Source organism: Agrobacterium sp. BT-220-3 (genome assembly GCF_025910175.1).
GTDB lineage: Bacteria > Pseudomonadota > Alphaproteobacteria > Rhizobiales > Rhizobiaceae > Agrobacterium > Agrobacterium oryzihabitans.
Genome location: NZ_JAPAIX010000001.1, coordinates 821,220 through 847,636, shown reverse-complemented (window position 1 = coordinate 847,636; position 26,417 = coordinate 821,220). Strand labels below are relative to the sequence as shown.

Below are 26,417 nucleotides of genomic sequence, written 5' to 3'. Positions count from 1 at the left end.
CTTTCTGTTCCTGCCAGAAATAGTCATCACCGTTGCCGATTGAAAGAGGGCAGCCGTCATAACGAGTACGTTATGAGCCATGTGAAGAGTCGATTTGGGTTGAGATGGCGGTTCCTATGCCTTAACTGAAAAAATCGATTTGTAGAGTTTGAAAAGGAACGTCACCGAGTTGGCGTTCAAAGGGGTGGGGGAACCCCGGGAGATGTGAATGACATCAGATGTCACGTCGCTGACATTCCTGTCGCTGTTTTTGCCGTTTCTGGCAGCACTTGCCGCACCGGCGCTGGTGAAGAGGTTCGGTCACAACGCCGCATGGATCCTGGCGATTGCGCCCGGGCTGGCATTTGCCCATTTCGCGCTGATGCTGCCGCAGGTGGCGGCGGGCGGCGTGGTAACGGGTGGTTACGCCTGGGTTCCGAGTTTCAACCTCAGCTTCTCCTGGTTCATCGATGGCCTGTCGCTGACCTTCGCGCTTCTCATCACGGGCATCGGCCTGCTGATCGTGCTTTACGCGGGCGGGTACATGAAGGGGCACCCGCAGCAAGGGCGTTTCCTGTCATTCCTGCTTCTGTTCATGGGGGCGATGCTGGGCGTCGTCGTTTCCGACAGCCTGCTGATGCTGTTCGTTTATTGGGAACTGACCTCGATAACCTCCTTCCTGCTGATCGGCTTTGACCATACGCGTCCCGCCGCCCGCCGTGCCGCCTTGCAGGCGCTGGTGGTCACGGGTGGGGGCGGTTTGCTGCTGCTCGCCGGGCTGATCTTCATCTGGGACATGAGCGGCATGACGCAATTGTCCATGCTGGTGCGTGGTGGCGACATATTGCGCGACAGCCCGTTTTATCTCGCCGCGCTGCTTCTGGTGCTCGGCGGCGCCTTTACCAAATCGGCGCAGTTTCCCTTCCATTTCTGGCTGCCCAACGCCATGGAAGCGCCGACCCCGGTTTCGGCCTATCTGCATTCCGCAACAATGGTGAAGGCCGGCGTCTATCTTCTGATGCGCTTCAATCCCGTGCTCGGCGATACCGCCGCCTGGCAGATATTGCTGCCGTTCTTCGGCGGGCTGACCATGCTCACCGGCGCGCTGCTTGCCGTGCGCCAGACCGATCTGAAGCTGATGCTCGCTTATACCACGGTGTCGTCGCTCGGCCTGCTGGTCATGCTGACCGGCTTCGGTTCGGACCATGCCATCGAGGCGGCGGTGCTTTATCTGGTGGCGCATTCGCTTTTCAAGGGCGCGCTGTTCATGGTCGCCGGCATCATCGACCACGAAGCCGGCACCCGCGACGTGACGAAGCTCGGCGGCCTGCGAAAAGCCATGCCGATCACCTTCTGGGCGGCGCTCGCGGCGGCCATCTCCATGGCGGGCCTGCCGCCCTTCTTCGGCTTTCTTGCCAAGGAAGAGATTTATTATGCGCTGGCGCACGGCAATCCGCGCGCCGTGCTGTTCACCGGCGTCGCCATTCTCGGCAATGCGCTGATGTTCGCCATCGCCTTCGCGGTGGCGCTGAAACCCTTCCTCGGCAAGCCGGTGAAAACCCCGAAACACGCGCATGAGGGACCGCTGCTGCTGTGGCTCGGCCCGGCGTTGCTGGCGGTGAAGGGGCTGACCATCGCGCTCTTTTCCGGTATCGCGCATTTCTACATTTCGACGCCGATGGCAAGCGCGGTTGCGGGCGAGGCGCGCCCGATTGAAATATCGCTCATTCCCCATATCGGCGTGCCGCTCGGCCTGTCGCTGCTGACGATCGCGCTCGGCATCGTCCTCTACACGCAGCTTTCCGCTGTTCGTGGACTGATCGACCGCACCTTCAAGGCGCTGGGGGCAGGGCCGGACAGAGGCTTTGACGTCTTCATCGAAATGCTGGTGAAAGTGTCATTCCACATCACCCGGATCATCCAGCCGGGCAGGCTGGAATTCTACGTCACCGCCACATTCGCCGTCATCGCCGCGGTGCTGCTTGTGCCGCTGTTCCTTTATGGCGAACTTCCCGCCATGCCGGCATGGCCGCACGATATGCAGATCCATGAGCTGACCTTCATCGTCATTGCGGTGGCGGGCCTCGTTGCGGTGCTCACGGCTTCCAGCCGGCTGACCGCCATCATCGCGCTCGGCATTCAGGGCTTTGCCGTGGCCGTCATCTTCCTGTTGTTCGGCGCGCCCGATCTTTCCTTCACGCAGTTCATGGTCGAGACGCTGTCGGTGGTCATTCTGACGCTGGTGATGACGCGGCTTCGCCTGTCACCGTCGGACCATCGCGGCCTTGGCCAGAAGCTTCTGGACAGCACCATCGCCATCGCCTGCGGCACCGGCTTTGCCCTGTTCCTGATGCGGGCGACGGAAGCCTCGTTCGACAATCGCCTGACGGACTTCTACAACACCTATTCCAAGGTCATCGCCCACGGCGCCAATGTGGTGAACGTCATCATCGTCGATTTCCGTGGCACGGATACGCTCGGCGAAATCGCGGTGGTGATGATCACGGGTCTCGCCATTCTCGCGCTCATCCGCATCCGCCCGGCCGCCGCCGTCAAGGGGCCGGCCAAGACCGCGAAAAAGAAGGGAGCGCGGGCATGAACACGCTCATTCTGCGCACCGTCGCCCCTGTCGTCACCAGCCTCATGGTGCTGTTTTCCATCTTTGTGCTGCTGCGCGGCCATAACGAGCCGGGCGGCGGTTTCATCGGCGGGTTGATCGCGGTTTCGGCGCTGGCGATCTACGGCATCGCCTATGGCGTGGCGGCGGTCCGGCGCGCCATCGTGTTTCATCCGCTGTCCATCGCCGGCGCCGGGCTTCTCATGGCGATGCTCTCCGGCCTCGCCTCGATTGCCGCGGGCGTGCCGTTCATGACCGGGCTCTGGATCTATCCAAGCCTGTTCGGCATCGAAGTGCCGCTCTCCACCGTCATGTCCTTCGATATCGGCGTCTACCTCGTCGTGGTCGGCGCCATCACCTCCATTGCCTTGGCACTGGAAGAAAGGGAAAGCGACTGATGGAAGCGGTTTTCTCCATTCTCGTCGGCATCTTCTTTTCGGTGGCGATCTATCTCATGCTGTCGCGCCACAGCATCCGCATGCTGCTGGGCATCGCCATTCTCGGCAATGCGGTCAATCTGCTGCTGTTCACGGCGGGAAGACTGACGCGCGAAGTGCCGCCGATCATTCCGGCTGGCATGGATACGCTGCCGGCAGGTGCCGCCAATCCGCTGCCGCAGGCGCTGATCCTGACGGCGATCGTCATTTCCTTTTCCTTTTTCTGTTTCCTTCTGGTGCTGACCTGGCGTGCGTTCCAGGAATTGCAGACCGATGACACGGACGAAATGCGCACCGCAGAACCGGCAGGCGAGCCTTTGCCGCCGCTCGGTTATTGAGCGGGGCGAGGCGTAGACACACATGGCTTCATCCACCACCTCCGCAGTTTCCGATCTTTCCGCAGCGCTCGTCGTCGCTCCGGTGCCCTTGTCCGACTGGCTGATCATCCTGCCCGTCGCACTCTGCATCGGCGCAGGCGCCATTCTCATGATGATGCGCCACGCGATCCGCCGGCATGCGGCCATTGTCATCACGGCGCTTTCCCTGCTGGTGCTTCTCGATGCCGCATTGCTGTGGAAGGTCGTGACGCAAGGGCCGTTCACCATGGTCATGGGCCGCTGGCTGCCGCCCTTCGGCATTGCCTTCACCGCCGACCTCACCGGTGCCCTGCTATCGCTCGCGGCTGCGATTGTCGCGCTCGCCGGCGCCATCCACGCCAGCGCCGATATCGACAATAGCGGCAGGCGATACGGTTTTTATCCCTTCCTGATGCTTCTGATGGCCGGTGTTACCGGCGCGTTCCTGACCGGCGACCTCTTCAACCTCTATGTTTGGTTCGAGGTGCTGCTGATTTCGTCCTTCGGGCTGATCGTGCTCGGCTCGACACGCGAGCAGATCGACGGCGCGCTGAAATACGCCATTCTGAACCTCATCGGCACAACGCTGTTTTTGATCACGGTCGGTTATCTCTACGCCATCTTCGGCACGCTCAACATGGCCGATATCGCGCAGAAGGCGACGCAGCTACGTGGTACTGCACCGCTGATGACGCTTGCCAGCCTCTTTGCGCTCGCCTTCGCCATGAAGGCGGCGGCATTTCCGGTGAATTTCTGGCTGCCCGCTTCCTATCACACACCGCGAATCGTCGTTTCCGCCCTGTTCGGCGGCCTGCTCACCAAGGTCGGCATCTATTCGCTGCTGCGCGTCATGGTCATGCTGTTTCCGGTCGAGCGTGAGGAACTCAGCATCGTCATCGCCATCTCCGCGGCGCTGACCATGGTGCTGGGCGCCATGGGCGCGCTGGCCCAGAACGATATTCGCCGGATGCTCGGTTATGTCGTCATATCAGGCATCGGTTACATGATGGCGGGCATCGCCATCGGCACGCCCTCCGGCGTATCAGGTGCGATATTCTACGCGCTGCATTCCATGGTGCTGATGACGGCGCTTTATCTTGCCGCCGGCCATGCCGCCCGCCTCGGCGGCAGCTTCAGCATGCGCTCGCTCAGTGGCCTTTACCGGCAGGCGCCTTGGTTCTCGGCGCTCGCGCTCGCGCTGTTTTTCGCCGGCTCCGGCCTGCCGCCCTTTTCCGGCTTCTGGCCGAAGGCGGTCCTCGTCAAATCGGCGATCGATATCGGCGCCTGGTGGCTTGCAGCCGCCATCCTTGCCTCCGGCTTCATCGCCACCATCGCCTTTGGTCGGCTCTTCCTTCTGTGCTTCTGGCGTCCGGCAGTGGCGACGGCCGACCAGACCCCCGCGCCGCCCGCGTCACCACTCGCGGCACCACTCGCGGCACCCTCTCTCGTGCCGCTGGTGGGCCTGACAGCGCTGGTGGTGGGCTTCGGCCTGTTTCCCGAAAGCCTGCTCAATCTCAGCCAGCAGGCGGCCGCCGGGCTGGCTGATCCGCAGGCCTATATCCAGTCCGTCTTTTCCGAGGGGGGCAAACCATGAGCCTCTATATTGTCCAGCTGCTCTTCGTCGCCGTGTGGCTTGCGGTAAGCGGCAGCATTTCACTGGCGAATATCGTCTTCGGCCTCATCGTTTCGACGCTGGCGCTCGGCCTCATCCGCCACCAGCTTCCGGGCGGCGATAATCACTGGCTGCGACTCACCCGGGTGCTGTCGCTCGTGCTGCTGTTCTTCAAGGAGCTGGCGTTGTCCGCCTGGAAGGTGGCGGTGCTGGTGACGCGGCGGAGACTCGACGTGAAGCCCGGCATATTCGCCTATCCGCTGACGGTGACGACGGATTTCCAGATCACGCTGCTCGCCAACCTCATCACTTTGACCCCCGGCACGCTGTCGGTCGATGTTTCGGCGGACCGAAAAACGCTTTACGTCCACGCAATCGATTGCAGCGATATCGAAGCCACGAAGAACGACATCAGAAATGGCTTTGAAAAAAAGATCATGGAGGCGTTTCAGGGATGACGCCGGAACTAATAGTTTCATTTGCAACTATACTTGCCTCGGTTGTACTGTCGGTCGCCTTTTTGCTGACAGTATATCGGGTTGTGGCAGGTCCGACCTTGCCGGATCGGATCGTGGCACTCGATATGCTGGTCGGTATTGCGATCGGCTTCATCGCAGTCATCGCCATCCGTACCGGCGTCAATCTTTATGTCGATATCGCCATTGCGCTCGGTCTCGTGGGCTTCCTGGCGACGGTCGCCTTTGCCCGTTTCGTGCTGTCGCGCGGCCCGGATGGCAAACGGGAACGACAGACGGTGCTGGATGGCGAGCGGACGCCGGAAACCGCTGAAAAACCAGCAAAACCGGGGCCGAGTGGCGGAAAAAGAAAGGGTGGACGATGATGGGCTGGATCGTGGCTATTCTTGTTGCGGCGCTGACTGTCTCGGGGGCGGCGTTCTCGCTGATCGCGGCGATAGGGATTAATCGCCTGCCGGATGTCTACACACGCATGCATGCGGCTTCCAAGGCGGGCACAGTCGGGTCCGGCCTGCTTCTTCTCGCCGTCGGTATTCACGCGATGGAATTATCGACGCTGGCGCGGGCGCTCGCCGGTTTCTTCTTCTTCATTCTGACCGCGCCGGTCTCCGCACATCTTCTTGCAATGGCCGCGCACAAGGCAGGTTATCCACTGGATGTTAAATCGGTAGTTGATGACTTGAAGAAAATTTGAAGTTGAATTTCCCCCTAATAATAGGGGGTATGCATTTTCCATTACTACTTGGCATAGTATTTTATTACCCGTGATTTTTTGTATTGGGATTAGACTGTTTTGAACTGAAAAATTCACAATAGGAATTTGACTTTTGCTGTTTTGCTGTTATCCAAATTAAGTGTAAAGTTGCTAATCGCAATTTGCATCTAGCCTCTTCATAGTCGGCATAGACATTTTATTAATGTCTAATCTATGGTCCATCAGGCCATTGCTGCCCATGTCGCGGGCCGTAAGTTGAATCTCGGATCAATTCGTTTCCGGTTTTCGCTTGAAATCTAGGGGTAGATTTCACGTTGGTTTCAACAGAGCGAAGGTGGGGCACCGGGTAACTTCACATCGCCTGATGCGGCGTTCGCCCGCGTCAGGGGGTCAATAAACAGGAGATACTTAAATGACGGAAACTGCATACGGTAACGCCCAGGATCTGCTGGTCGAACTGACGGCGGATATTGTGGCTGCCTATGTTAGCAACCACGTCGTTCCGGTAACAGACCTTCCCGGCCTTATTTCGGATGTTCACACGGCACTCAGCGGAACATCGGCACCGGCTTCCGTGGCCGTTAATGTCGAAAAGCAGAAGCCTGCCGTCTCCGTTCGCAAGTCGGTTCAGGACGATCATATCGTCTGTTTGGAATGCGGCGGCTCGTTCAAGTCGCTCAAGCGTCACCTGACGACGCATCACAGCATGACGCCGGAAGAATACCGTGAGAAGTGGGACCTGCCGGTCGACTATCCGATGGTTGCTCCCGCCTATGCCGAAGCCCGTTCGCGGCTCGCCAAGGAAATGGGTCTCGGCCAGCGCCGCAAGGCCAGCCGCTAGTCGGATTTGCCCATTCTTCTCCCCGCCGGGGAGAAGATGGCTTGAAGGGTCGGATGAGGGGGCGACGTCAGCGATAGATCGCACTCTCGCCACCCTCATCCCACTGCCACGCCTTTCTCTCCGTCGGGGAGAAGACGCCAGCGGAACTAGCCCCTTCCATATTCAGCGCTGAAAACCATGCCTTGTCTCAAAGGCCATGACCTGCGGGAAGTTCTCTCGCCCTTCACGGAAATGTCCAGCCGGTCTTTCGACCGGCTTTTTTATTGCCGCTAGCAATATGGGTGGAGGAAAAAAATCCTTGATCATGAAGGGCTAGACCTCAAAAATAAAGCGAAATCAATCTCATATTTTTCGTCATCAAATTTGCACTTCCCCACATCCATCCTCAGGTGTATGAATTAATTCCTATTCGTAAAGGAGTTGCATATGCCGTCGGATATATCGTCTTTGCCTCCCCCCGCGCGGCCCTGCCTAGAGGTCGCCGATCGTCGTCTTCGCAGCTGGTCGCCTGCTGCCGGGCGCGATGAGATTTCGCGCATCTGCCGGCTGGTTCGTCAGCTGACGGGCGAAATGGTGAAATTGACCGGCGACCGGCTGGCGGCGCGTCGCGACAGGCGGCGCAGCGAATGCCATATCCGCCAGATCGCCATGTATGTGTGCCACGTGCAGCTCGGCATTCCCATGTCGGATATCGGCCCCTGTTTCGGCAGGGACCGAACGACGGTCGGCCATGCCTGCCAGGTGGTGGAGGACCGCCGCGACGAACCGGCCTTCGATGAATTTGTCGCAACGCTAGAGCGGCTTGCCGGCAGCATTTGCAACGTGATGAGGGGTGTCCGCGATGAGTGAGGCGAAAGGCGCCCCCGATGCTCGCCCCGATCCTGTCCTCCTGCGACTACTGCGTTTTGTCGCGGCGGGCGCCGCCGAGATTTCGGACGATGGCGGCGATATGGTCTTGCGGCGGCCCGGCTCAGGAAATAGCGGGGCAGGGCGCGAGGCATCGCGGTTCCCGGTTATGACGGTGCAGTCCGCCATCTCTTCGGGGTTGATCATGCGGCTGGAAAACACGCTTTCCGCTGCACCGCCGCTCGCCGCTTATCTGAAGCGCGCCATCGTGAAAGACCGCGACGAGATTTTTCAGGAACAGCACCGGGATGTGCAAAATGTGGTGGTGGATGTCGGCGAGGGCAGGCAGCCGGCCCGGCGCAACCTCAACACCTCGCCTCTGACCAGCCTTTCACGCCTGAAGGAGCGGGACGGCTCGGTGTTTTTTACCATTGACGCCCTGCAGGCGGGCGAGCGTCTCGCCGCCGATTTTCACCGCGCCCATCTCAATCCCAGGGTAACGGCGACATGGGAGCCGAGAATTGCCACCCGCACCAAAGGGGAGGCAGGTGGCGCGTTCGATCTCACCGAGGCGGCTATGGCAGCACGGGCGCGGTTTTCCCGCGCGGCCGATGCGATGGGGCCTGAACTCTCAGGCGTCGCCATCGATGTCTGCTGTTTCGAAAAGGGGCTGGAGACGGTGGAGCGGGAGCGGCAATGGCCGGCGCGCTCGGCAAAACTGCTGCTGCGCGCTGCGCTGCTCTCGCTTGCCCGGCACTATGCGCCGCAGGCGCAGGGCTCCAAAAGGACAAGCCACCATTGGGGCGACGACGATTATCGCCCACAAATGGCAAGAACGATGGCGGCGAGGTGAGGGGGATCAGGCGGCCAGAAGCCGGGCTTCCTCGCGGATGCGCTTGACCATGGAGCGCAGGCCATTTGCCCGCTGCGAGGAAAGATGCTCCACCAACCCGATCTTGTTGAACACCTCGATGGCGTCGAGGCCGGCGATTTCGGAGGCCTTCCTGCCGGAATAAACGGCAAGAACGATGGCGACGAGGCCGCGCACGATATGCGCGTCGGAATCGCCTTCGAAGATCATCAGAGGGTCTTCCGCGCCATCGCTATGGCTGACGAGCCAGACCTGGCTTGCGCAGCCCTGCACCTTGTTTTCGGCAGTGCGCTTGTCTTCCGGCAGATCGGGCAGCGCCTTGCCGAGTTCGATGACATAACGATAGCGATCCTCCCAGTCGTCAAGGAAGGCGAAATCGTCAAGGATCGTATCAAGAGAGGCCATTTGCGCGCCGTATCGTCCGTTATTGCATGTCTTTGCTACGATATAGGCGAAGTGCGGGCGGTTTTGAACCGTGCGGCCACGAAAAAGCCCACGGAAAACAGGTTTCCGTGGGCAAGTTTGGCAGGCAGTCACGCAGACGGACATATCCGGCTGCAGAGAAGGGGCGACGCGGCGTTCAGCGGCGGCGCAAAATATCAGGGTGCGGGGCGCTTCTGCGGCAGGGGAATGATGGTGCCGGTCTTCAGCGTGTCTGCATTCCCGGGGAATTCGACGCTGATGGCGGGCACTGCGGCCAGTTTTTCGCTCTCGCTCACAAGTTCGGCTGCAGGGGCGGTCTTTTCACCGCCGGCAAGCTGCGCATCGAGCAATTCATAAGCGACCTTGGCGCCTTCCTTTGCCCGTTCACCGAGTGCGTGGAAGGTTTCTGCGCCCTTTACGCAGACATCAGGTTTTTCGATGCAGATGGCGCTGACATAACGATAGGCCTCACCGGCTGCCGAAACGGCGCTGGGAATATCGAATGCCGAAGGTTCCTTGGCGGGATCGTTGCTGCTGCCAAAATAGGACAGCGCCACGAGAACCAGCGAAAACCAGAATGTTCCTTTGATCAGAAACCACATTGTCAGACTACCCTGCCAGATGATCTTTGTTTTGAAGCCCCGCCCGTTTTGGGTCATCGGCCTTTGTCCCGTTTTTCGGGCTTGTGCAGAAGCTACAGGTGACCGGCGAACAGCCGATTGCAAAAAGCGGCGCAATTTAATTCAAATTGTATCTATTCTCCTCGCATCGGGACTTCGACCTGCAATTCCTTCGCATTTTAACAGTCCATGTTAAGCATAATTGCGACAGAGGCCGCCTGTTCCGGGCGAAAGCTGGGGCCCGCGCTGCCACAAAGGTTAACGCGATGGCAAAAATGAAGCGAAATCCGTCGCTTACCCGTCATTAACCATGATTGGCAAAGGCTGGATGAAATGCCCCGTAATGGGACTGCGACGCATTTCGCAGGCGTTTGGCGTCATTCTTTTTATCCATTCCTTAAGCCGCCGCCTTCTATTGTCGGAGCCGTTAGATCCGCCTATGGGATTCGGTATTGGTATTGCGTAATATGAGAGAAAAAGCGGTCGCACTGGTCGACCATGCCGCAGGCAGATGGCTTGCGCGTATGGAAGAGGACGCCGAAAGGCGCGCCGGAACCGTTGCGCGCCTGCGCCGGCTGATTGCCTTCGGTGCTGTCGGCCTTCTGGTTGTGCCCGCCCTCTTCAGCCTCGTCTTCAGCCCCGCCATTGCGCTGCCCATCGGGGCTGCGCTGGTGCTGGCGCTGTTTCTGTCCGCCGCCGCCCTGTCGATCGCCTTTTCCCGCCCCGTGCGTGGCGTGGCGTCCTTTTCCGCCCCTCTCGCTGGCGACGATTTCGTTGCGGCATCGCAAATGCCGGGCCTTGTGCTCACCATCAATGAAAACGGCCTCGTCGAACGCGTTTCCGGCCGCGACCTCGACACGTTTCCGGTCGATCTCCAGGCCTGCAAGGGCCATGTCTTTGCCGAATATGTCTATGTCTCGGACCGTCTCGAACTGATGCAGGCCTTCGATCTTCTGCGCCAGGGCGAGGACAAGGCAAGCGCGGAACTCAGGTTCGAAACCGGTGCCAAGGCGCGCCAGACACAGTTCATGCATGTGCGCATCGAGATGACGGCGATCCGCAGCGCTGCCGGCCGCCTGCGTCGCGTGGTCGCCCAGCTTTCCGATGTCACCGAGATGGAGCTTCTGCGCCGCGATGTCGCCCGCAAGGCGGCGGAGGCGGAATCGGCCAACGATGCAAAGTCGCGCTTCCTCGCCGCCGTCAGCCACGAGCTGCGCACGCCGCTCAATGCCGTCCTCGGTTTTTCCGACATTCTGGCCGGCGAATATTTCGGCAGGCTGGAAAATGATCGCCAGCGGGAATATGTGGGCTTGATCCGCCAGTCCGGCGCGCATCTCCTGTCGGTGGTCAACACCATGCTGGATATGAGCAAGCTGGAAGCCGGCCGTTACGAGCTGATGATGGAAAGCTTCCCGATTGCCGAGACCATATCGTCCTGCGAGGCCATGCTCGGCCTGCAGGCGAAGGAAAAAGGCCTGACGTTGACGAGCCGCATCCAGCGCGGCATCGGTGAAATTTCCGCTGACCAGCGCGCCATCCGCCAGGTTCTCATCAATCTGGCCGGCAATGCCATAAAATTCACCGATGCGGGTGGTGTTGTGTCGATCGACGCCGCGCGTGAAGGCAAGATGCTGAAGCTGACCGTCAGCGACACCGGCATCGGCATCGCGTCCGACAAGATTGACCTACTGGGCCAGCCCTTCATGCAGGTTCAGAACGAATATACCCGCCGCTATGAGGGCACGGGTCTGGGCCTGTCCCTGGTCAAGGGTCTGGTGGCACTGCATGGCGGCACTTTCGTCATCGCCAGCAAGCCGGGCGAGGGGACAGTCGTAACGATCATGTTGCCTGCCGACGGTTCCGGCATGGCAGGTGGCGAAAACGCTGAAACCGAAAGCATGGTGGAATTTCCGCCGCGCATCAGGCAACTCGGCGAAATGGCCGCGATTATGAAGAAGGATGGTGACGATGGCCCCGCGAAAGCGAAAATCGCCTAAGAAAACAACGGCCCAGATCGGCGCCGGGATTGTTTCCTTGGTGGTTTCGGCCATCGGGCGCGAAATCCTGCGCCATCCGAAGCTGGTGGGCGGCTCGGGCGCCTTCGCCGTCGTCTTCGGTTTTGTCGCCGCCAATGCACTCTGGTATCAGCCGGGCGTGCATCCGTCGCCTTTCCTGCGGACGCGGGATGCGGAAAACCCGAACGGTATTGCCGGTTATCGCCCGGCAGAGCCGCTCGGCACCCACGGCAACGTCACCACCTTTCGCATAGAGCGGCCGGCTGAGACGGAAGCGACGCAGCAACCGGCCGCCGAGACTGCGGCGCTGCCCCCAGCCGACAGCCAGAAGCCGCAGCAGATCGTTGCCGATATTCAGGGCGAACTGAAAAAACGCGGACTTTACGAAGGCGACGCGGATGGTCGCATGGGGCCGAAGACCGCCGCCGCCATCATGTTTTTCGAGGAAACGCTCGGCATGGAACAGACCGGCGAGCCGACGACACGCGTGCTGGCAGCCCTCAGGATCGACGGCGCCACGGTTGCAGCAATTCCAAAGGACCGGCCGTCCGACACCAACACGGGCGGCGGAGTGGAAATCGACCCGGTCGCCGCCGCCATCCGCAAGGCGGAAAAGCCGCAGGTAAAGGCCGAACCAGCCTCCCTCAACAGCGCGGCTGCCGGCGCCAAACCCGTAAACAGCGCACTGATCGCCAAGATCCAGCAGGGGCTGATCAATATCGCCTATGCCGACGTGAAGGTGGACGGTGTGGCCGGCCAGCAGACCCGCAACGCCATTCGCGCCTTTGAAAAACACTATCGCCTACCGGAAACCGGCGAGCCGAGCGAGGCCGTGTTGAAGAAACTGAAGTCGATTGGGGCGATTTAGAGGTTTAAGCTTCAGGAGGTTGTCCGGTTACAGCGGGCCGGAGGTGCGTGGGGCTTACCCGCCTCTGCCCTGCCGGGCATCTCCCCCTCAAGGGGGAGATCGATCCGCGGCAAGGTCTCGCCCATCTCGAAGCTTGAGAATGAAGCGACAAAAGGGCCTCTTGCCGATCTCCCCCCTTGAGGGGGAGATGCCCGGCAGGGCAGAGGGGGGTGAAGCCCCGCGCACCCTCGATCCGTTGTCAAATCAACATTGAGAGCAAGTCCCACCGTTTTCATCGAAAGCACATCCATGCGCCTCAAATCCGAAATCTTCGTCTCAGCCCTCATCCGCCGGGTTTTTGCCGCCGGCGGATTTGCCGCTGTCGAAAAAAAGGGGGCGGAAGATGCGGGCGCGATCTTCATCCGCCAGCGCTTCCGTGATGGCCGTGAAAACCTCTATGGACCGGCCCCGCAAAGTTTCGCCGATGATGAGGAAATCCGTTCTGAGCGCCGTTTTGAAACGCGGCTTGCAGGTGTTGAGGGGGAGGAGGCCGCCGCCCTTCTGGAGAAGGAGCGCCGGTTCGACAGCGATCTGTGGATCGTCGAAATCGAAACCGATGAGATCGGCGCTCTCCTGACGCTGGTCGATCAGGTCTAGGCGGGCTTAACCCAGCGTTCCGGTTCTTTGAGTAGCCGGCGCGCTGCGGCTCGGCCGCTCACGGCCGTGGGTGTAGCTGTCGGCGCGCCGCCAGCTTTCCACGCGCTCTTCACATTCCACTGTATCGAGACGGTCGAGCAGGGCTTCGGCGCGGCTCATATCGCATTCGGCGGCGGCGAGATGCGGATAGAAGCATTGCAGGATGAAAGCGGCCTCGGAAAATTCCATGCCGAGCCCGATGAGCGTGGTGGCGAGCTGTGCGCCTGATATATCGAGCATGATGCGCTCCGACAGCCAGTAGCTGGACGACAGCGAATCCGCCAGTGCCACCGCGAACTGCCGGGCATTGCGCTCACGGGCAAACCGCACCAGCAGGGCCTCCTGCACGTCGCTCAGACGGCGCAGGCCAAGAACGTCGCTTTCCGGACGGTTGAGATGATGCGCCATCTGCTTGATCCGCTGGCGCATTTCCTCTTCGAGTGCGGATGCGGCCGCAATGCCTGCCGCTTCTTCTTCCACCTTCGGCTCTTCGGCGCTGACCACCGGCGACGGCGCGACGGCACTCGTCTCCTCGTCCGGCCGCTTCAAATCCTCGGCGTGGCGCAGGCCGACAAGCGCGTCGATGACGGTGGGGGAAAGATCGTCCCGGCGCACGATGGCGCGCGCATGGGCGGCACCCTGCGTGCGGGCAATGGTGATCAGGGTTTCATCATCGAGGCACTTCGACGAAATGAGGAAAGGGGCGGCAAGGGAAATCGGCTGGCAGGCGATGAAGAAGGCGACCGCCGAAGGCACGCTCGGGTGCTGGGACAGCGCCGCAATCGCTTCCCGCTTGGCCTCTTCGGTGGAGGCAATAAAAAGCGGCATGAAAAGTTCGGCGAACTGCCGAAGGTCCGTTTTTGACGGATGGGAAACATTCTCGAAATTCGTCACCGTGGCCATAAGCACCACATCTTTCTTCCTCACGGCTCTTGGCCTCTCAAGTTCTCGAAACCGGTCGGTCAACGCACTACCCAACAAACGCAAACACAATATCGCGTCAAATTAGAGCAAATGCGTTGACGTCCTGTTAACTATGGGGGGTGGCAAGAGATAATCTGCCTCTATCAACAAGGAAATTTTAAAACCTTAATGACGGAAAAAATGGCATGGAACTTTGCCGCATCGCCTTTGTTTTCAACGGATGCAGGGTTTGGGCGGATAAGTTGCCGTCTGGAGATTAAGGTTAACGGATCATTAACCTCTGTCTGTTTGTAATTTCATGGGCAGTATTAGGATTCCATGTTATTCTGAAACCTGGAATAAGAGCCTGAATGGCATCGAGATGCCTGAATGTCCGCATAGTCCTTCGTTAAGACGCTTTCGGTTTTAAGGGGCATGCGAAAACCAGTCTGTGGGCTGGATTATGCGCAATGTGATGGTGATGAAATTCCCGACGCAAGACGAGGCTTGCGCGGTTCCCATGGGCAACATTGACTCCCGAAGAGGAGACGAGCATGGCAGACATTATTCCAATCGGCGACGCACGACGAAGCCTGCGCCCGGCCGGCCTGGTCGGCAAGGTGATCGGCCCGGCAAAGGTCGTGCTGTTTACCGGCGTGCGTTATGAAAAACGCGATGCCGAGCCCTCCGACAAGGCGGCGCGCAAGCGCAAGCCTGCCCCGGAAACCGCTGCAAAGTCCTGATTACGCGTGATAAACCGGCGTTATTTCCACGGCGTCGGCTGGCATTTCGCCTCGTTCAAGAACCGTTCCGCTTCTTCCCCGAAACTTGGCTGCGGCACCATTGTCCGCAACACCACATACCCTTCCGACTGATCCGATTCCGCCAGAATGGCCTGTGAGAGCGCTGGCGGCTGCGCCTTGCGGATCGCCGCGATCTGCACCGAATCCGCCACCAGAATATCCATCACCCCGGCAGCGGAGGTGCGGTCGTTCATGCTGAAGACCTCGTTCGACGCCTTGTCGTAAACCGCGACGGACCAGAAGGGCACGGCGCCGAGTGCAGTCAGCCGGATCGGCTTTTCCTCGATGTTGAAGGTGCAGACCGCGACCCGCATGAAGGGATCGCCGCTGCCGAGCGTCTTTTTCTCCGTCGTCTCTTCGAGAAGATGAAATAGATGCGGCTTTCCTTCCGCCACCGCCCGGGTATAGGCGTCGCGATTGCTGAAATGCGGTATCGCCAGAAGAATGATGACATGCAGCACGGCGGCGGCGACAAGGCCGGTGACGATGGCGAGCAGGACCCTAAGCATTGCCACACCCCAGCTTGCGGATTTGCGGCATGGCGATGTCGATCAGGCCGGAGCTGCCGGCAACCGGCGTATCGAGCAGTGTCATCACCAGCTTGAAGGTCTGACCCTGCGGCACCGCCAGCCAGTTGTAGGTCTGGGCGTCGGGCGCAATGGTAACGTCGATGCCGCCATCGGCGCTGCGCAGAAGCGTGCGGGAATTGAGCGCGAAAGGCCGTCCGGCATCTTCCGCAAGCACATTGCCCTGCTGGTCGGCGGTATAAAGCGTCCAGAAACGCGAGGGCGGCACGGCCCCCGCCAGCCGGTAACGGCATTCGCCGGTCAGACGCTGGCCATCGCTGTCGACGGAGGCCGTAAAGGCCAGTCCTTCGGCCGTTCCATAAAGCAGCTTGCCGGCATCCGCGCGATGCGACTTGGCGTAAGGATCGGCCTCGATCGTCTGCGCTTCGGGGAAGGCGTCCCATGAGCCGATGCGGATCGAGCCGAAGCCGGATGTCGCCTCAAGTGCTGCGAGCGTCGCGGCAATACCGCCGCCAAAGGCGATCAATAGGGCGATGCCGACAAGGAATGGAACTCGAAACACGCTGTTTTCCCGTTTTTGAACAGGTCGAGGACTATCACTGATTCCCTGTTTGGAAAATGGTACGCCAAGTTTAGTCTTTGTGAAAATGCTCGGAACCGGGATTGCCGCTTTCAGGCCCCCATGACCAGCTTGAAGGCAATCGCCCACATGGTGAAGGCGATGACGCCTTCGAGGATGCGCCAGGCGGAGGGTTTTTCGAAAATCGGCCGCAGCCAGCGCGCGCCGTAACCGAGCGAAAAGAAGAATAGCAGCGAGCCGGTGGCCGCACCCGCGGCAAATGTCTTCTCAAAGCCGGGAAACTGTGTGGAGATGGTGCCGAGCAGCACGACGGTGTCGAGATAGACATGCGGGTTGAGAAAGGTTAGCGCCAGGCAGATGGCAAGCGTCTGCCACAGGCTGGCCTCCTGCCTTTCCGCGACTGAAAGCGCCTCCGATGAGCGCAGCGCCGAAAGCAGGCTTTTGGCGCCATACCAGATGAGGAAGGCGGCACCTGCATAACGCATGATGGGATCGAGCGCAGGCATGACAGCGCTTATCCGCTGAAAGCCGAAGACACCGACGGTGATCAGCAGCGCATCGGAAATGGCGCAGGTGGCGCAGACGGCAAAGACATGCGAGCGCGCCAGCCCCTGCTTCAGAACAAAAGCGTTCTGCGCGCCGATTGCGACGATGAGGCTGAGACCCATCGTCAGGCCGGTGAAGAAGATTTGTATGTCCATGCTGGCTGCTGCCTTTTTGTCTCTGCCTGTGCGGATGGCCGATGCCGCCGCTTCCAGACAGAGTGCCTGGATATTTCGCTTGCGTGGTTTAATCAAATTAAACAAACTCAGTTCAAGTAAGTAAAACTAATGATCCGTCGAACTATGCAAGGAGGACATTTTCCGCGTCATTGCCTCCCCTCCAACCTCATTCCTGTGACAAGCACAGGAATTAGGGAAGAGGAGAGTGCTGCTGCCCGATGCTTTGCTGCACCCACACCGTATCAACCCCTACAGGGACGCCTCTGATGCTCGACTATCCCTCCATGCGGGCCGTGGCGCTCGTCGCGCAGACCGGCAGTTTCGAAAAGGCGGCGCAGGTGCTGTGCGTTACGCCGTCGGCCGTCTCCCAGCGCATCAAGCAGCTGGAGGAGCGGTTGGGCGTCGTGCTGATCGTGCGCGGCAACCCTTGCGTGGCGACTGAAAAGGGTGAGTGGCTCTGCCGGCACATGGACCATGTCGGCATGCTGGAAAGCGAATTGTTCCGGCAGCTTCCGGCGCTCGCGGAAGCGGGGGAGGTGCCGGAGCGCGTCACGCTCAACATCGCCACCAATGCCGACAGCCTCGGCACATGGTTTCTGGACGCCGTTTCGAAATTCACCGGTCATTCCGATTATCTCGCCAACATCGCGGTGGACGATCAGGACCATACGGTGGAATGGCTGCGCGGGGGCAGGGTGCTTGCCGCCGTCACCGCCCATGACAAGCCTGTACAGGGTTGCCGCGTGACGCCGCTCGGTGTGCTCAGATATCACTCCACCGCCAGCCCGGACTTCATGGCGCGCCATTTTGCCGATGGCGTCTCGCCCGCCACGCTTTCGCACGCCCCGGGGCTGACCTTCAACCAGAAGGACAGGCTGCAGGCCAGCTGGATCAAAAAGGCGCTGGGTGAGGATGTCTCCTATCCCACCCACTGGCTGCCCTCGACCGATGGTTTCGTGAAGGCAAGCCTTGCCGGCATGGGCTGGGGCCTCAACCCGGTGCAGCTGGTGGGGGAACACCTTACGGCTGGCCGGCTTGTGGAACTCATGCCCGGCACGCCGCTCGATATCCCGCTCTACTGGCAGGTCAACCGGCTTGCCGCCGATCGTCTCGGCGCGCTGACGTCGCATGTGGTGGAAACGGCGAGGGCGGCGCTCCTTTCTTGAGGCGCATCAAATAGTCTGCCATTCGCTCCAGTTCAACACGCGCGGAATCTGCGGTTTTGCTTCGCCACCAAGAAACGCGATATATTCCAGCGAGTGGCCATCGGGATCCCTGAAATAGACGCTGGCTGCCGGCATCCATGGAAAGACGACGGGCTCGTCTATCTCCTTTGCGCCGTCAAAGCCAAGAGGTACTACGCCGTTTCGGCGTAGATAGTCCGGTGCGGCGAGAAGCTGATCAAACTCGACGCTGAAGGCGATGTGGAGTTTCATGTTAATGGGTGCGGAATGGATGGACCACAGGCCAAGCATCGATTGCCCACGTTCGCCGGTCCAGAAGAACGCTACATTCCTTTCCGGGAACCTTTGCGCCAACTCCAGGCCGACGACATTGCGATAAAAATCAACCGATCGTTCCAGATTCGAAACGGTCAAATGCGTCTCGAACAATGCTTTTACTTTCACCATTTCCTGTCCTCAATTGCCTGGCGCCTGCCCCTTCCGGGCATTCGCTCTCTTGCAACAGGACTGTGCAACCTCAACCATAATTGAGGTCAAGCACCGAATGTCGATTTTTCAAATCAGCGTGCAGTCTGCGGTCGTGAGGGAGGAACGCCTCTAGCGCGGATGAGCCGAGGCGGCCACGCCCTCAGCGCCTTTCCGCCTCATCCCTGCCGTCGCGAATGGTGGCTTCGGCCACCTTCTGCGTCGTCACGGTCAAGGGTGATGCTTCTTTCATCTTCTTGGCGATGGAGCGGATGACGCGGGTGGCTTCGGCCGAGAGCGAGCGCGGGCGGGTGAGCGCCGGCATGGTTGGCGTGTTGGCGGATGCGCCGGCCACCTGCGCCGAAGGCTGCGGCCGCGCGCCTGTTGGCAGCGGGTTCTGGATGCCGGGAATGGGGCGCAGCTCCATGCCCTGATGGGCATAATCCATCAGCCGCTTGTAGGTCATCGCCGGAAGCGCGCCGCCGGTCATGTTGTTCATCGGCGTGAAATCGTCGTTCCCGAACCAGACCGCAGTCGTGTAATTACCGGTGAAACCAATGTACCAGGCATCGCGGTAAGCCTGCGAGGTGCCCGTCTTGCCGCCGGAAACGATGCCGTTTTCCAGCGCGCCGCGCCGCGCCGTTCCCATGACGGGAATGGTCACCAGCATCTGGTTCATCTTCGAATTGGCGTCTTCGGAAAGCACCCGTTTGGCGGGCGGCTCGTCATGGCTGAAGTCGTAGAGAACGTTGCCCTCGTAATCCAGCACCTGCTCGATGCCGTGGCGGCGTGATTGCATGCCGTCGGCCGGGAACACCGCATAGGCGGTCGCCTGATCGAGCACCGTCACTTCCGATGTGCCGAGCGGGATGGTCTTGTCGCTGCGCAGCGGCGTGGTGACCCCCATCGCCTTTGCCGTGTCGACGATCACCTGCGTGCCGAGCACATCCTTGGCCAGCCTGACCGGCACGGTATTGTAGGATTTGGCAAGCGCCACCTGCAGCGTCACCTTGCCGGCATAGGAACGGCCGTAATTCTGTGGCGACCAGCCGCGCCAGGTCACCGGCGCATCGGAAATCACGGTATCGGGTTTCATGCCTTTTTCCATGGCGGCCGAGTAGGTATAGACCTTGAACGAGGAGCCCGGCTGGCGAAGTGCTGCGGTTGCGCGGTTGAACTGGCTTTCGCCGTAATCGCGCCCGCCGACCATGGCGCGCACGCCGCCGCCATTTTCGATCATCACCATCGCGCCCTGCTTGACGCGGTAGCCCTCGCCATACTCGCGTAGCTCCATTTCCATCGCCTGCTCGGCGGCCTGTTGCAGGCCGGTGTCGATGGTGGTGCGCACGACCACGGTGTGGTCCTTGAACTTGCCTTCGGCGGCCAGCCGCTGCACCTCGTCGAAAGCCCAGTCGAGGAAATAATCCGGCGCTTTCACGTCGGCGCGGTCGATGACGGTGGCCGGGTTGCGCCTTGCGCCGATCACCTGGCCCTCGGTCATCAGTCCGCTCTGCACCAGATTTGACAGGACGGTGTTGGCGCGCGCACGCGCGGCGGGCAGGTTGACGTGTGGCGCATATTTGGCTGGCGCCTTGAACAGGCCGGCCAGAATGGCGGATTCGGCAAGCGTCACATCGGTGAGGTTCTTGCCGAAATAAAACTGCGCCGCCGCAGCAGCGCCGAAGGTGCCGCCGCCCATATAGGCGCGGTCGAGATAAAGGCTGAGGATTTCCTTCTTCGACATGTTGCTCTCAAGCCAGAGCGCGAGCAAGGCTTCCTTGATCTTGCGCTCCAGCGAGCGCTCATTGGTGAGGAACAGGTTCTTGGCAAGCTGCTGCGTCAGCGTCGAGCCACCCTGCACGACGCCGCCGGCGCGGGCGTTCTCGCTCATGGCGCGGGCAAGGCCGATGAAATCAATGCCGAAATGGTCGAAGAAACGCCGGTCTTCGGTCGCCAGAACCGCCTTGATGAAATGATCAGGCATCTGGTCAATCGGCACGGAATCCTCATGGATGATGCCGCGATGACCGATGGTGTTGCCGTAGCGATCCAGGAAGGTGACGGCGAAATCGCCGCGATAACGCCAGTCCTTCTTGGTTTCCTCGAAGGCGGGCATGGCCAGCGCCAGAACCACGACGGAGCCCGCCGTTCCGAAGGTCAGCGCGTCCCCCGTCAGGTTGACGAGAAGTTTCTTCCAGCCGCGCACATGCAATTTGCGCGAGGCTATGGTAACGTCTTCCCAGAAATCGACCAGCCTTGCCGCAGCCGTCCACAGGCCGGAGTCGATGAAGCTATCGATCCTCAGCAGGATATGCCGTTTTTTACGGCCTTTTTTATCGTCTTTTTCTTCCTGCACCTGGCGATATTTTCCTGTTCAGCGCAACGCGGCCCGTCGATATGTCTGCTCCAACCCATTCCCGACGCAAAACCGTGGCATGGTTGTGTCGGAATTGCTTGACGCGGTGGCCTCTTGCGGGCCAATGACCCTCAGCCGCCTGCCAATATGCTAAAATATCGTACAAACCAGCCCTTGGCGATACGATATAAAGGATTAGGGACCGGTTAAACACTCCCGTCCAAGTGATCAAAATGAAACGGAAATGTTAACGATGAATGACGCGCCGTTCTGGAAAACCAAATCGCTCACCGAGATGACGGGTGAGGAATGGGAAAGCCTGTGCGACGGCTGCGGCCTGTGCTGTCTGAACAAGCTGGAGGACTGGGACACCGGCGAAGTGGTGTTCACCTCGGTCCGCTGCGTGCTTCTCGACGGCGAAAGCTGTCGGTGTTCCGACTACGAAAACCGCCGCGCCACGGTGCCGGATTGCATCCAGCTCGATCTGAAGAAGGTGCATGAGATTGGCTGGCTGCCGCCCACCTGCGCCTATGCGCTGGTGCGCGACGGCAAGGATCTGTACTGGTGGCACTATCTCGTCTCAGGCGACACCGAGACGGTGCATCAGGCCGGCATTTCCGCGCGCGGCCGCACGGTGAGCGAGGCGGATGTGGATGTTGACGACTTCGAGGATTATGTGGTCGACTGGCCGCTGACAGTGGGTGAGAGGGCAGGCGAAAAGGAGCGGACTTGACGGAAAGCGCCAATTCTCGTTTTGGTCCTATTCCTGCCCCATCAGTCACCTAAACCGCTCTTACCATTCAGGCAAATGATCCGCAAAATGTGGACGAGGGACATCAAAACGCATGCGCTACCGGCTGCCCGCCATCGTTCTTTCGTGCCTTGCCCTTCCGGGCCTCCTGCCGCTTTCCGCTTTCGCCCAGCAACAACCGCAGGCCTTCGAGTGCACGCTCGTCACCTCCATCGAAACCGGCGCGGTCATCAATCAGCAGGGCGCCTGCGACCAGCGCGTGGCGCCGGCCTCCACCTTCAAGGTGCCGCTCGCGCTGATCGGTTATGATGCCGGTATTCTTCAGGATGAGAAAAGCCCCGCCTGGGACTGGAAACCCGGCACGGAAGCCCGCGCTTCGGACCGTAAAACGGTCGATCCCACCATATGGGAGCAGGATTCGGTGCTGTGGTACTCGCGGGAAATCACCCGCCGCCTCGGTCCGGAAAAATTCGCCGCCTATGTGAAGCGTCTCGGTTACGGCAATACCGATGTTTCCGGCGAGCCGGGCAAGAATAACGGGCTGACCCATTCCTGGCTCGGATCGTCGCTGACGATCTCGCCGGTTGAACAGGTGGGCTTCATCCGCCGTCTGCTGGCCGGCAATCTGCCTTTTTCCCGCGACGCGCAGGCGAAGACAAGGGCGATCGTACCGGTTTTCGACGCGCCGGAAAGCTGGGCGGTGCACGGCAAGACCGGCACGGGCTATATGCGCGACGAAAAAGGCAACCCCGATCGCAATCGCCCCTTCGGCTGGTTTGTCGGCTGGGCGGAACGCGAAGGCCAGCACATCGTCTTCGCCAGGTTGCGCGTTTCCGACAAACCGTCGAACGAGCCGCTAGGCCCCGCCGTGCGCGACGCGTTCCTGCGCGATATTCCGCGGCTGGCGGTGCACAGGTGATTGCGCTGTCGGGTTGACCCCGGCTTGACCTTTGCCCGAAAAGGATACGCGCATGTCGGACATCTCCAATGATGTCATCAGGCTCTATAATGACCACGGCGCCGATTTCGACAGTCTGCGCGGTCGTTCGCTTGCCGAGAAACCATGGCTGGACAGGTTCGTGTCGCTCTTGCCGCAGGGCGCTTCCATTCTCGATATTGGTTGCGGTTCCGGCGAGCCGATTGCCGGCTATTTCATCGGCAACGGTTATGACGTGACGGGCATCGATGCGTCATTGCCGCTGATCGAACTTTGTCGCGCCAGATTTCCGGAAAAGTTCTGGGTGGTTGCCGATATGCGAAAACTCGCACTTGGCCGCCGCTTTGACGGTTTGATTGCCTGGCACAGTTTTTTCCATCTGAACGCGGAGGATCAGCGCCGCATGTTCGCAATTTTCCGGCAGCACGCCAATGACGGTGCGGCTTTGATGTTCACGGCCGGACCGGGGCAGGGCGAAGCGATCGGGACTTTTCAGGGAACGCCGCTTTATCACGCAAGCCTTGCCCGGGAAGAATATGAAAGCCTGCTTGCAGCGCACGGGTTCCGGCTTCTCGATCATATCGTCGAGGATCCGGATTGCGGCGGTGCGACGGTTTACCTCGCCAGACGCGCCGCGGCCTGACCGTCGGTTTCGCAGCCCGCCCATCTCAGCCCGCAAGCCGCGTGACCCCCTTGATATTACTGGTTTTATGGTCTGCGGCTGTGCTCACGATTGTGTGTTCAACAAAAAGCTTGCTCATACCTTGACCTTCCCATCATGGGAATCTCTACATAAGGTCTCGAAAGGGGATTTCCCATGAACGAGACAGTCAGACACGCCCATTCACAAGACCCGGTTTCCATTCCAGTGGAAGGCATGACATGCGCCTCCTGCGTTCGCCGCGTAGAAACGGCAGCCGCCAAGGTGCCCGGTGTCCTATCCAGTTCCGTCAACTTCGCCACGAAGAAACTCACCATCGAACCTGCGGATGGATTTTCGGCCAGGGTGCTTGGCGCCGCCATTAAGAAGGTCGGTTACGACATCGCCCCGGAACGGCAGGAATTTCTGGTGGAAGGTTTGCACGGCGAGGCGAATGCAGAACGGCTCAACGCCGTTCTGGAGGCGGTCGCCACCATCGTTGCCGTCAAGGTTGACGCTGCCTCGGCCAAGGTTGCCGTGGACATGATCGGCGGCCGGCGCGAACGCGATGCACTTGTTGAAACGGCAAGGCTTGCCGGTTTTACGCTGAAAACGCCGAGGGCGCACGATCATTCGGCCCATCACGGGCACCATGGACATCATCAGGGTCAGGCTCATGAGGCAGCCGGCGCAACCGGTGGCCACGACCATATGCAGCATGCGGGCGAAGAGGGGGCGCTGAAGCGCGACCTGACGATTGCCGCAATCCTGACCGCGCCGCTTTTCGTGCTGGAAATGGGCGGCCATCTCTATGAGCCGATGCATCACTGGCTGATGAGCATCGTCGAGACGCAGAACCTCTATTATGTATACTTCGTGCTGGCGACGGCAGTGATCTTCGGACCGGGCCTGCGCTTCCTCAAGACCGGTTTTCCCGCTTTGCTGCGCGGTGCACCGGAAATGAATTCGCTGGTGGCGCTCGGCGTCACGGCGGCCTACCTCTATTCGGTGGTGGTGACCTTCGCGCCCGACCTGCTGCCGGAAGAGGCCCGGTTCGTCTATTATGAAGCGGCCACCGTCATCGTGACGCTGATCCTGACCGGGCGTCTTCTCGAAGCCCGCGCCAGTGGCCGCACGGGAGATGCCATCCGCAAGCTGATGAGCCTGCAGGCAAAGACCGCCCGGGTGGAGCGTGACGGGAGCACCATCGATATCTCGCCGGAAGATCTGGTCGCGGGCGATATCGTCGTTATCCGTCCCGGCGAAAGGCTGGCGGTGGATGGCGAGGTCGTCGAAGGCTCGTCCTATGTCGATGAATCCATGATATCTGGCGAACCCGTGCCGGTGGAAAAGACCATTGGCGCAACGGTTGTCGGTGGCACCATCAACAAGACAGGCGCCTTCAAGTTCAGGGCAACCAAGGTGGGTGCCGACACCATGCTGTCTCAGATCATCCGCATGGTGGAGGAGGCCCAAGGATCCAAGCTGCCGATCCAGCTGCTGGTGGACCGCGTCACCGCGCTGTTCGTGCCCGTTGTCATTGCGATTGCGGTGCTGACCTTCATCGTCTGGGCGATCTTCGGTCCCGAGCCTGCCTATACTTTCGCGCTGGTCAATGCCGTGGCGGTGCTCATCATTGCGTGCCCCTGCGCCATGGGTCTCGCCACGCCGACATCCATCATGGTCGGCACCGGCCGGGCGGCGGAACTTGGCGTGCTGTTCCGCAAGGGACAGGCGCTGCAGGAATTGCGTTCGGCGCAGATCGTCGTGGTCGACAAGACCGGCACTGTCACCAAGGGTCGCCCGGAACTGACCGATCTGGTGGTTGCGGAAGGCTTCGCCGATAACGAGGTGCTGACGCTGGTCGCCGCCGTCGAGGGCCGCTCGGAACATCCGATTGCCGAAGCCATCGTCCGGGCTGCGGAAGAAAAGAAGGGTGCGACCCCCGCAGGACTCGAACCTGCGACCGTCGAAAACTTCGAAAGCGTGACGGGTTATGGCATCGCCGCCACCGTCAATGGCCGCAGGGTCGAAGTCGGCGCGGATCGTTACATGGCGAAACTCGGCCATTCCGTGGATATCTTCGCTGAAGCCGCCGCAAGGCTGGGTGACGAGGGCAAGACGCCGCTTTACGCCGCCATCGACGGCAGGCTGGCGGCCGCGATTGCCGTCGCCGATCCGCTGAAACCCTCGAGTGTGACTGCCATCAGGGCGTTGCAGGCCATGGGTATCGAAGTGGCGATGGTGACGGGCGACAATGAACGCACGGCGAACGCGATCGCCCGGCAGGTCGGCATTTCCCGCGTCGTGGCCGAAGTGTTGCCCGAGGGCAAGGTGAAGGCCATCCACGAGATGCGCGCAGGCGGCAAGGTGCTGGCCTTCGTGGGTGACGGCATCAATGACGCGCCGGCGCTGGCCGAGGCGGATATCGGCATCGCCGTCGGCACCGGCACAGATGTCGCCATCGAAAGCGCCGATGTGGTGCTGGTCGGCGGCGATCTTCTGGGCGCAGTCAACGCCATCGAGATGAGCCGGGCGACCATTCGCAACATCAAGGAAAACCTGTTCTGGGCCTTTGGTTATAATGCGGCGCTGATACCGGTTGCGGCGGGCGTGCTTTATCCCGCCTTCGGCATCACGCTGTCGCCGATGATCGGCGCGGGCGCCATGGCGCTGTCGAGCGTGTTCGTTCTTGCCAATGCGCTGCGGTTGAAACGGGCGAAGGTCGCCCATCGGGAGGTGACGTCATGAATATCGGCCAGGCATCGGAAGCATCGGGCGTTTCCGCCAAGATGATCCGTTATTACGAGCAGATCGGCCTCATCACCCCCGCCGCCCGCACCGGCAATAATTACCGGGTCTATGGTGAGCAGGACGTGCACAATCTGCGCTTCATCAAGCGGGCGCGCACGCTCGGTTTCTCGCTCGAAGAGACCGAGACGCTGCTGAAACTCTGGCAGGACAAGACCCGCGAGAGTTCGGCGGTGAAGGAGATCGCACTCCTCCACATCGCCGATCTCGAACAGAAGATCGCCGAGATGAAGAGCATGGTGAAGACGCTCTCCCATCTCGCCCATTGCTGCGGCGGCGACCACCGGCCCGACTGCCCCATCCTCGACGATCTCGCGGGCGCTGAAAAGAGCGCCGGCAAGGCCGCCAGAACCCACTGAGTTGCAATGCCGCTGGAACGAAGATGGA

Annotated in this window: 28 protein-coding genes; 20 read left to right on the top strand and 8 right to left on the bottom strand. The window is 60.5% G+C overall.

Annotated elements, in window-relative coordinates; all coding sequences use genetic code 11:
• The first annotated feature begins 208 nt into the window (after positions 1-208).
• The 10 genes from OK142_RS04345 to OK142_RS04300 all read left to right on the top strand — a co-directional run bounded on the left by OK142_RS04345 (position 209) and on the right by OK142_RS04300 (position 8,732).
• Complete coding sequence (locus OK142_RS04345; RefSeq protein ID WP_498681250.1) at positions 209-2,578, top strand: putative monovalent cation/H+ antiporter subunit A; 2,370 nt, start codon at positions 209-211, stop codon at positions 2,576-2,578.
• A complete protein-coding gene (locus OK142_RS04340) occupies positions 2,575-2,994 on the top strand; it encodes a Na+/H+ antiporter subunit B (RefSeq protein ID WP_003497194.1) in 420 nt (139 codons plus the stop codon). Before OK142_RS04345 ends, OK142_RS04340 begins: the two co-directional genes overlap by 4 nt.
• Complete coding sequence (locus tag OK142_RS04335) at positions 2,994-3,371, top strand: Na+/H+ antiporter subunit C (protein WP_003497192.1); 378 nt, start codon at positions 2,994-2,996, stop codon at positions 3,369-3,371. Before OK142_RS04340 ends, OK142_RS04335 begins: the two co-directional genes overlap by 1 nt.
• A 22-nt stretch (positions 3,372-3,393) precedes the next feature.
• Positions 3,394-4,983 carry a Na+/H+ antiporter subunit D gene (locus OK142_RS04330; RefSeq protein WP_498681246.1) on the top strand — a complete coding sequence of 530 codons (1,590 nt, stop codon included), beginning with the start codon at positions 3,394-3,396 and terminating at the stop codon, positions 4,981-4,983.
• Entirely contained in the window at positions 4,980-5,459 is a 480-nt protein-coding gene (locus tag OK142_RS04325; protein WP_498681244.1) for a Na+/H+ antiporter subunit E, read from the top strand. Before OK142_RS04330 ends, OK142_RS04325 begins: the two co-directional genes overlap by 4 nt.
• Positions 5,456-5,842 carry a cation:proton antiporter gene (locus tag OK142_RS04320; protein WP_035242745.1) on the top strand — a complete coding sequence of 129 codons (387 nt, stop codon included), beginning with the start codon at positions 5,456-5,458 and terminating at the stop codon, positions 5,840-5,842. The genes OK142_RS04325 and OK142_RS04320 overlap by 4 nt, the downstream gene beginning before the upstream one ends.
• Positions 5,839-6,171 carry a monovalent cation/H(+) antiporter subunit G gene (mnhG, locus tag OK142_RS04315; protein ID WP_498681240.1) on the top strand — a complete coding sequence of 111 codons (333 nt, stop codon included), beginning with the start codon at positions 5,839-5,841 and terminating at the stop codon, positions 6,169-6,171. Before OK142_RS04320 ends, mnhG begins: the two co-directional genes overlap by 4 nt.
• A gap of 433 nt (positions 6,172-6,604) precedes the next feature.
• Positions 6,605-7,033, top strand: a complete 429-nt coding sequence (ros, locus tag OK142_RS04310) for a MucR family transcriptional regulator Ros (protein ID WP_003497181.1) — start codon at positions 6,605-6,607, stop codon at positions 7,031-7,033.
• A gap of 426 nt (positions 7,034-7,459) precedes the next feature.
• On the top strand, positions 7,460-7,882 hold the full coding sequence (locus tag OK142_RS04305) for a helix-turn-helix domain-containing protein (RefSeq protein WP_035242744.1): 423 nt from the start codon (positions 7,460-7,462) through the stop codon (positions 7,880-7,882).
• Positions 7,875-8,732 (top strand): DUF6456 domain-containing protein, encoded by an 858-nt coding sequence (locus OK142_RS04300; protein WP_498681237.1) that lies wholly within the window; start codon positions 7,875-7,877, stop codon positions 8,730-8,732. The genes OK142_RS04305 and OK142_RS04300 overlap by 8 nt, the downstream gene beginning before the upstream one ends.
• A gap of 6 nt (positions 8,733-8,738) precedes the next feature.
• Here the strand turns inward: OK142_RS04300 and OK142_RS04295 are convergent, their stop codons facing one another.
• Positions 8,739-9,155, bottom strand: coding sequence for a SufE family protein (locus tag OK142_RS04295; protein WP_498681235.1), 417 nt, complete (start codon positions 9,153-9,155; stop codon positions 8,739-8,741).
• 194 nt (positions 9,156-9,349) lie between these two features.
• Positions 9,350-9,775, bottom strand: a complete 426-nt coding sequence (locus tag OK142_RS04290; RefSeq protein ID WP_003497166.1) for a DUF5330 domain-containing protein — start codon at positions 9,773-9,775, stop codon at positions 9,350-9,352.
• A 485-nt stretch (positions 9,776-10,260) separates the two neighbouring features.
• On the opposite strand from OK142_RS04290, the gene OK142_RS04285 reads away from it, so the two are divergent.
• From OK142_RS04285 to OK142_RS04275, 3 genes are all read left to right on the top strand, one after another.
• Positions 10,261-11,790 carry a sensor histidine kinase gene (locus tag OK142_RS04285; RefSeq protein WP_498681234.1) on the top strand — a complete coding sequence of 510 codons (1,530 nt, stop codon included), beginning with the start codon at positions 10,261-10,263 and terminating at the stop codon, positions 11,788-11,790.
• On the top strand, positions 11,762-12,676 hold the full coding sequence (locus OK142_RS04280; RefSeq protein ID WP_035242844.1) for a peptidoglycan-binding domain-containing protein: 915 nt from the start codon (positions 11,762-11,764) through the stop codon (positions 12,674-12,676). Before OK142_RS04285 ends, OK142_RS04280 begins: the two co-directional genes overlap by 29 nt.
• 288 nt (positions 12,677-12,964) lie before the next feature.
• On the top strand, positions 12,965-13,312 hold the full coding sequence (locus OK142_RS04275) for a DUF1491 family protein (protein ID WP_498681231.1): 348 nt from the start codon (positions 12,965-12,967) through the stop codon (positions 13,310-13,312).
• A 6-nt stretch (positions 13,313-13,318) separates the two neighbouring features.
• Here the strand turns inward: OK142_RS04275 and OK142_RS04270 are convergent, their stop codons facing one another.
• Positions 13,319-14,254, bottom strand: coding sequence for a DUF2336 domain-containing protein (locus OK142_RS04270; RefSeq protein WP_498681728.1), 936 nt, complete (start codon positions 14,252-14,254; stop codon positions 13,319-13,321).
• 554 nt (positions 14,255-14,808) lie between these two features.
• On the opposite strand from OK142_RS04270, the gene OK142_RS04265 reads away from it, so the two are divergent.
• Positions 14,809-14,997 carry a hypothetical protein gene (locus tag OK142_RS04265; protein ID WP_216330985.1) on the top strand — a complete coding sequence of 63 codons (189 nt, stop codon included), beginning with the start codon at positions 14,809-14,811 and terminating at the stop codon, positions 14,995-14,997.
• Positions 14,998-15,017: 20 nt separating this feature from the next.
• Here OK142_RS04265 and OK142_RS04260 read toward each other — a convergent pair whose 3' ends face one another.
• The 3 genes from OK142_RS04260 to OK142_RS04250 form a co-directional block, all read right to left on the bottom strand.
• A complete protein-coding gene (locus tag OK142_RS04260) occupies positions 15,018-15,566 on the bottom strand; it encodes a DUF1254 domain-containing protein (protein WP_137037300.1) in 549 nt (182 codons plus the stop codon).
• Positions 15,559-16,146, bottom strand: coding sequence for a DUF1214 domain-containing protein (locus OK142_RS04255; protein ID WP_082183952.1), 588 nt, complete (start codon positions 16,144-16,146; stop codon positions 15,559-15,561). Before OK142_RS04255 ends, OK142_RS04260 begins: the two co-directional genes overlap by 8 nt.
• A 110-nt stretch (positions 16,147-16,256) precedes the next feature.
• Positions 16,257-16,865 (bottom strand): LysE/ArgO family amino acid transporter, encoded by a 609-nt coding sequence (locus tag OK142_RS04250; RefSeq protein ID WP_137037301.1) that lies wholly within the window; start codon positions 16,863-16,865, stop codon positions 16,257-16,259.
• Between the two features lie 287 nt (positions 16,866-17,152).
• Between OK142_RS04250 and OK142_RS04245 the strand changes: the two genes are divergently transcribed.
• Entirely contained in the window at positions 17,153-18,052 is a 900-nt protein-coding gene (locus tag OK142_RS04245; RefSeq protein ID WP_498681229.1) for a LysR family transcriptional regulator ArgP, read from the top strand.
• A 6-nt stretch (positions 18,053-18,058) separates the two neighbouring features.
• Here the strand turns inward: OK142_RS04245 and OK142_RS04240 are convergent, their stop codons facing one another.
• Positions 18,059-18,517, bottom strand: coding sequence for a VOC family protein (locus tag OK142_RS04240; RefSeq protein WP_313614654.1), 459 nt, complete (start codon positions 18,515-18,517; stop codon positions 18,059-18,061).
• A 181-nt stretch (positions 18,518-18,698) separates the two neighbouring features.
• Positions 18,699-20,891, bottom strand: a complete 2,193-nt coding sequence (locus OK142_RS04235) for a transglycosylase domain-containing protein (protein WP_498681226.1) — start codon at positions 20,889-20,891, stop codon at positions 18,699-18,701.
• Positions 20,892-21,144: 253 nt separating this feature from the next.
• On the opposite strand from OK142_RS04235, the gene OK142_RS04230 reads away from it, so the two are divergent.
• The 5 genes from OK142_RS04230 (at position 21,145) to cueR (ending at position 26,389) form a co-directional block, all read left to right on the top strand.
• On the top strand, positions 21,145-21,624 hold the full coding sequence (locus OK142_RS04230; protein WP_003497144.1) for a YcgN family cysteine cluster protein: 480 nt from the start codon (positions 21,145-21,147) through the stop codon (positions 21,622-21,624).
• A 112-nt stretch (positions 21,625-21,736) separates the two neighbouring features.
• Positions 21,737-22,561 (top strand): class D beta-lactamase, encoded by an 825-nt coding sequence (blaOXA, locus tag OK142_RS04225; protein WP_003497141.1) that lies wholly within the window; start codon positions 21,737-21,739, stop codon positions 22,559-22,561.
• A 52-nt stretch (positions 22,562-22,613) separates the two neighbouring features.
• Positions 22,614-23,222, top strand: coding sequence for a class I SAM-dependent DNA methyltransferase (locus tag OK142_RS04220; RefSeq protein ID WP_498681224.1), 609 nt, complete (start codon positions 22,614-22,616; stop codon positions 23,220-23,222).
• Positions 23,223-23,396: 174 nt separating this feature from the next.
• Positions 23,397-25,970 carry a heavy metal translocating P-type ATPase gene (locus tag OK142_RS04215; RefSeq protein ID WP_498681222.1) on the top strand — a complete coding sequence of 858 codons (2,574 nt, stop codon included), beginning with the start codon at positions 23,397-23,399 and terminating at the stop codon, positions 25,968-25,970.
• Positions 25,967-26,389 carry a Cu(I)-responsive transcriptional regulator gene (cueR, locus tag OK142_RS04210; RefSeq protein ID WP_003497137.1) on the top strand — a complete coding sequence of 141 codons (423 nt, stop codon included), beginning with the start codon at positions 25,967-25,969 and terminating at the stop codon, positions 26,387-26,389. Before OK142_RS04215 ends, cueR begins: the two co-directional genes overlap by 4 nt.
• Positions 26,390-26,417: the final 28 nt, after the last annotated feature.

Bases quoted from the DNA above. Each gene is read 5' to 3' on its own strand.
- OK142_RS04345 (WP_498681250.1), top strand. From the start codon at position 209: ATGACATCAGATGTCACGTCGCTGACATTCCTGTCGCTGTTTTTGCCG.
- OK142_RS04340 (WP_003497194.1), top strand. From the start codon at position 2,575: ATGAACACGCTCATTCTGCGCACCGTCGCCCCTGTCGTCACCAGCCTC.
- OK142_RS04335 (WP_003497192.1), top strand. From the start codon at position 2,994: ATGGAAGCGGTTTTCTCCATTCTCGTCGGCATCTTCTTTTCGGTGGCG.
- OK142_RS04330 (WP_498681246.1), top strand. From the start codon at position 3,394: ATGGCTTCATCCACCACCTCCGCAGTTTCCGATCTTTCCGCAGCGCTC.
- OK142_RS04325 (WP_498681244.1), top strand. From the start codon at position 4,980: ATGAGCCTCTATATTGTCCAGCTGCTCTTCGTCGCCGTGTGGCTTGCG.
- OK142_RS04320 (WP_035242745.1), top strand. From the start codon at position 5,456: ATGACGCCGGAACTAATAGTTTCATTTGCAACTATACTTGCCTCGGTT.
- mnhG (WP_498681240.1), top strand. From the start codon at position 5,839: ATGATGGGCTGGATCGTGGCTATTCTTGTTGCGGCGCTGACTGTCTCG.
- ros (WP_003497181.1), top strand. From the start codon at position 6,605: ATGACGGAAACTGCATACGGTAACGCCCAGGATCTGCTGGTCGAACTG.
- OK142_RS04305 (WP_035242744.1), top strand. From the start codon at position 7,460: ATGCCGTCGGATATATCGTCTTTGCCTCCCCCCGCGCGGCCCTGCCTA.
- OK142_RS04300 (WP_498681237.1), top strand. From the start codon at position 7,875: ATGAGTGAGGCGAAAGGCGCCCCCGATGCTCGCCCCGATCCTGTCCTC.
- OK142_RS04295 (WP_498681235.1), bottom strand. From the start codon at position 9,155: ATGGCCTCTCTTGATACGATCCTTGACGATTTCGCCTTCCTTGACGAC.
- OK142_RS04290 (WP_003497166.1), bottom strand. From the start codon at position 9,775: ATGTGGTTTCTGATCAAAGGAACATTCTGGTTTTCGCTGGTTCTCGTG.
- OK142_RS04285 (WP_498681234.1), top strand. From the start codon at position 10,261: ATGAGAGAAAAAGCGGTCGCACTGGTCGACCATGCCGCAGGCAGATGG.
- OK142_RS04280 (WP_035242844.1), top strand. From the start codon at position 11,762: ATGGCCCCGCGAAAGCGAAAATCGCCTAAGAAAACAACGGCCCAGATC.
- OK142_RS04275 (WP_498681231.1), top strand. From the start codon at position 12,965: ATGCGCCTCAAATCCGAAATCTTCGTCTCAGCCCTCATCCGCCGGGTT.
- OK142_RS04270 (WP_498681728.1), bottom strand. From the start codon at position 14,254: ATGGCCACGGTGACGAATTTCGAGAATGTTTCCCATCCGTCAAAAACG.
- OK142_RS04265 (WP_216330985.1), top strand. From the start codon at position 14,809: ATGGCAGACATTATTCCAATCGGCGACGCACGACGAAGCCTGCGCCCG.
- OK142_RS04260 (WP_137037300.1), bottom strand. From the start codon at position 15,566: ATGCTTAGGGTCCTGCTCGCCATCGTCACCGGCCTTGTCGCCGCCGCC.
- OK142_RS04250 (WP_137037301.1), bottom strand. From the start codon at position 16,865: ATGGACATACAAATCTTCTTCACCGGCCTGACGATGGGTCTCAGCCTC.
- OK142_RS04245 (WP_498681229.1), top strand. From the start codon at position 17,153: ATGCTCGACTATCCCTCCATGCGGGCCGTGGCGCTCGTCGCGCAGACC.
- OK142_RS04240 (WP_313614654.1), bottom strand. From the start codon at position 18,517: ATGGTGAAAGTAAAAGCATTGTTCGAGACGCATTTGACCGTTTCGAAT.
- OK142_RS04230 (WP_003497144.1), top strand. From the start codon at position 21,145: ATGAATGACGCGCCGTTCTGGAAAACCAAATCGCTCACCGAGATGACG.
- blaOXA (WP_003497141.1), top strand. From the start codon at position 21,737: ATGCGCTACCGGCTGCCCGCCATCGTTCTTTCGTGCCTTGCCCTTCCG.
- OK142_RS04220 (WP_498681224.1), top strand. From the start codon at position 22,614: ATGTCGGACATCTCCAATGATGTCATCAGGCTCTATAATGACCACGGC.
- OK142_RS04215 (WP_498681222.1), top strand. From the start codon at position 23,397: ATGAACGAGACAGTCAGACACGCCCATTCACAAGACCCGGTTTCCATT.
- cueR (WP_003497137.1), top strand. From the start codon at position 25,967: ATGAATATCGGCCAGGCATCGGAAGCATCGGGCGTTTCCGCCAAGATG.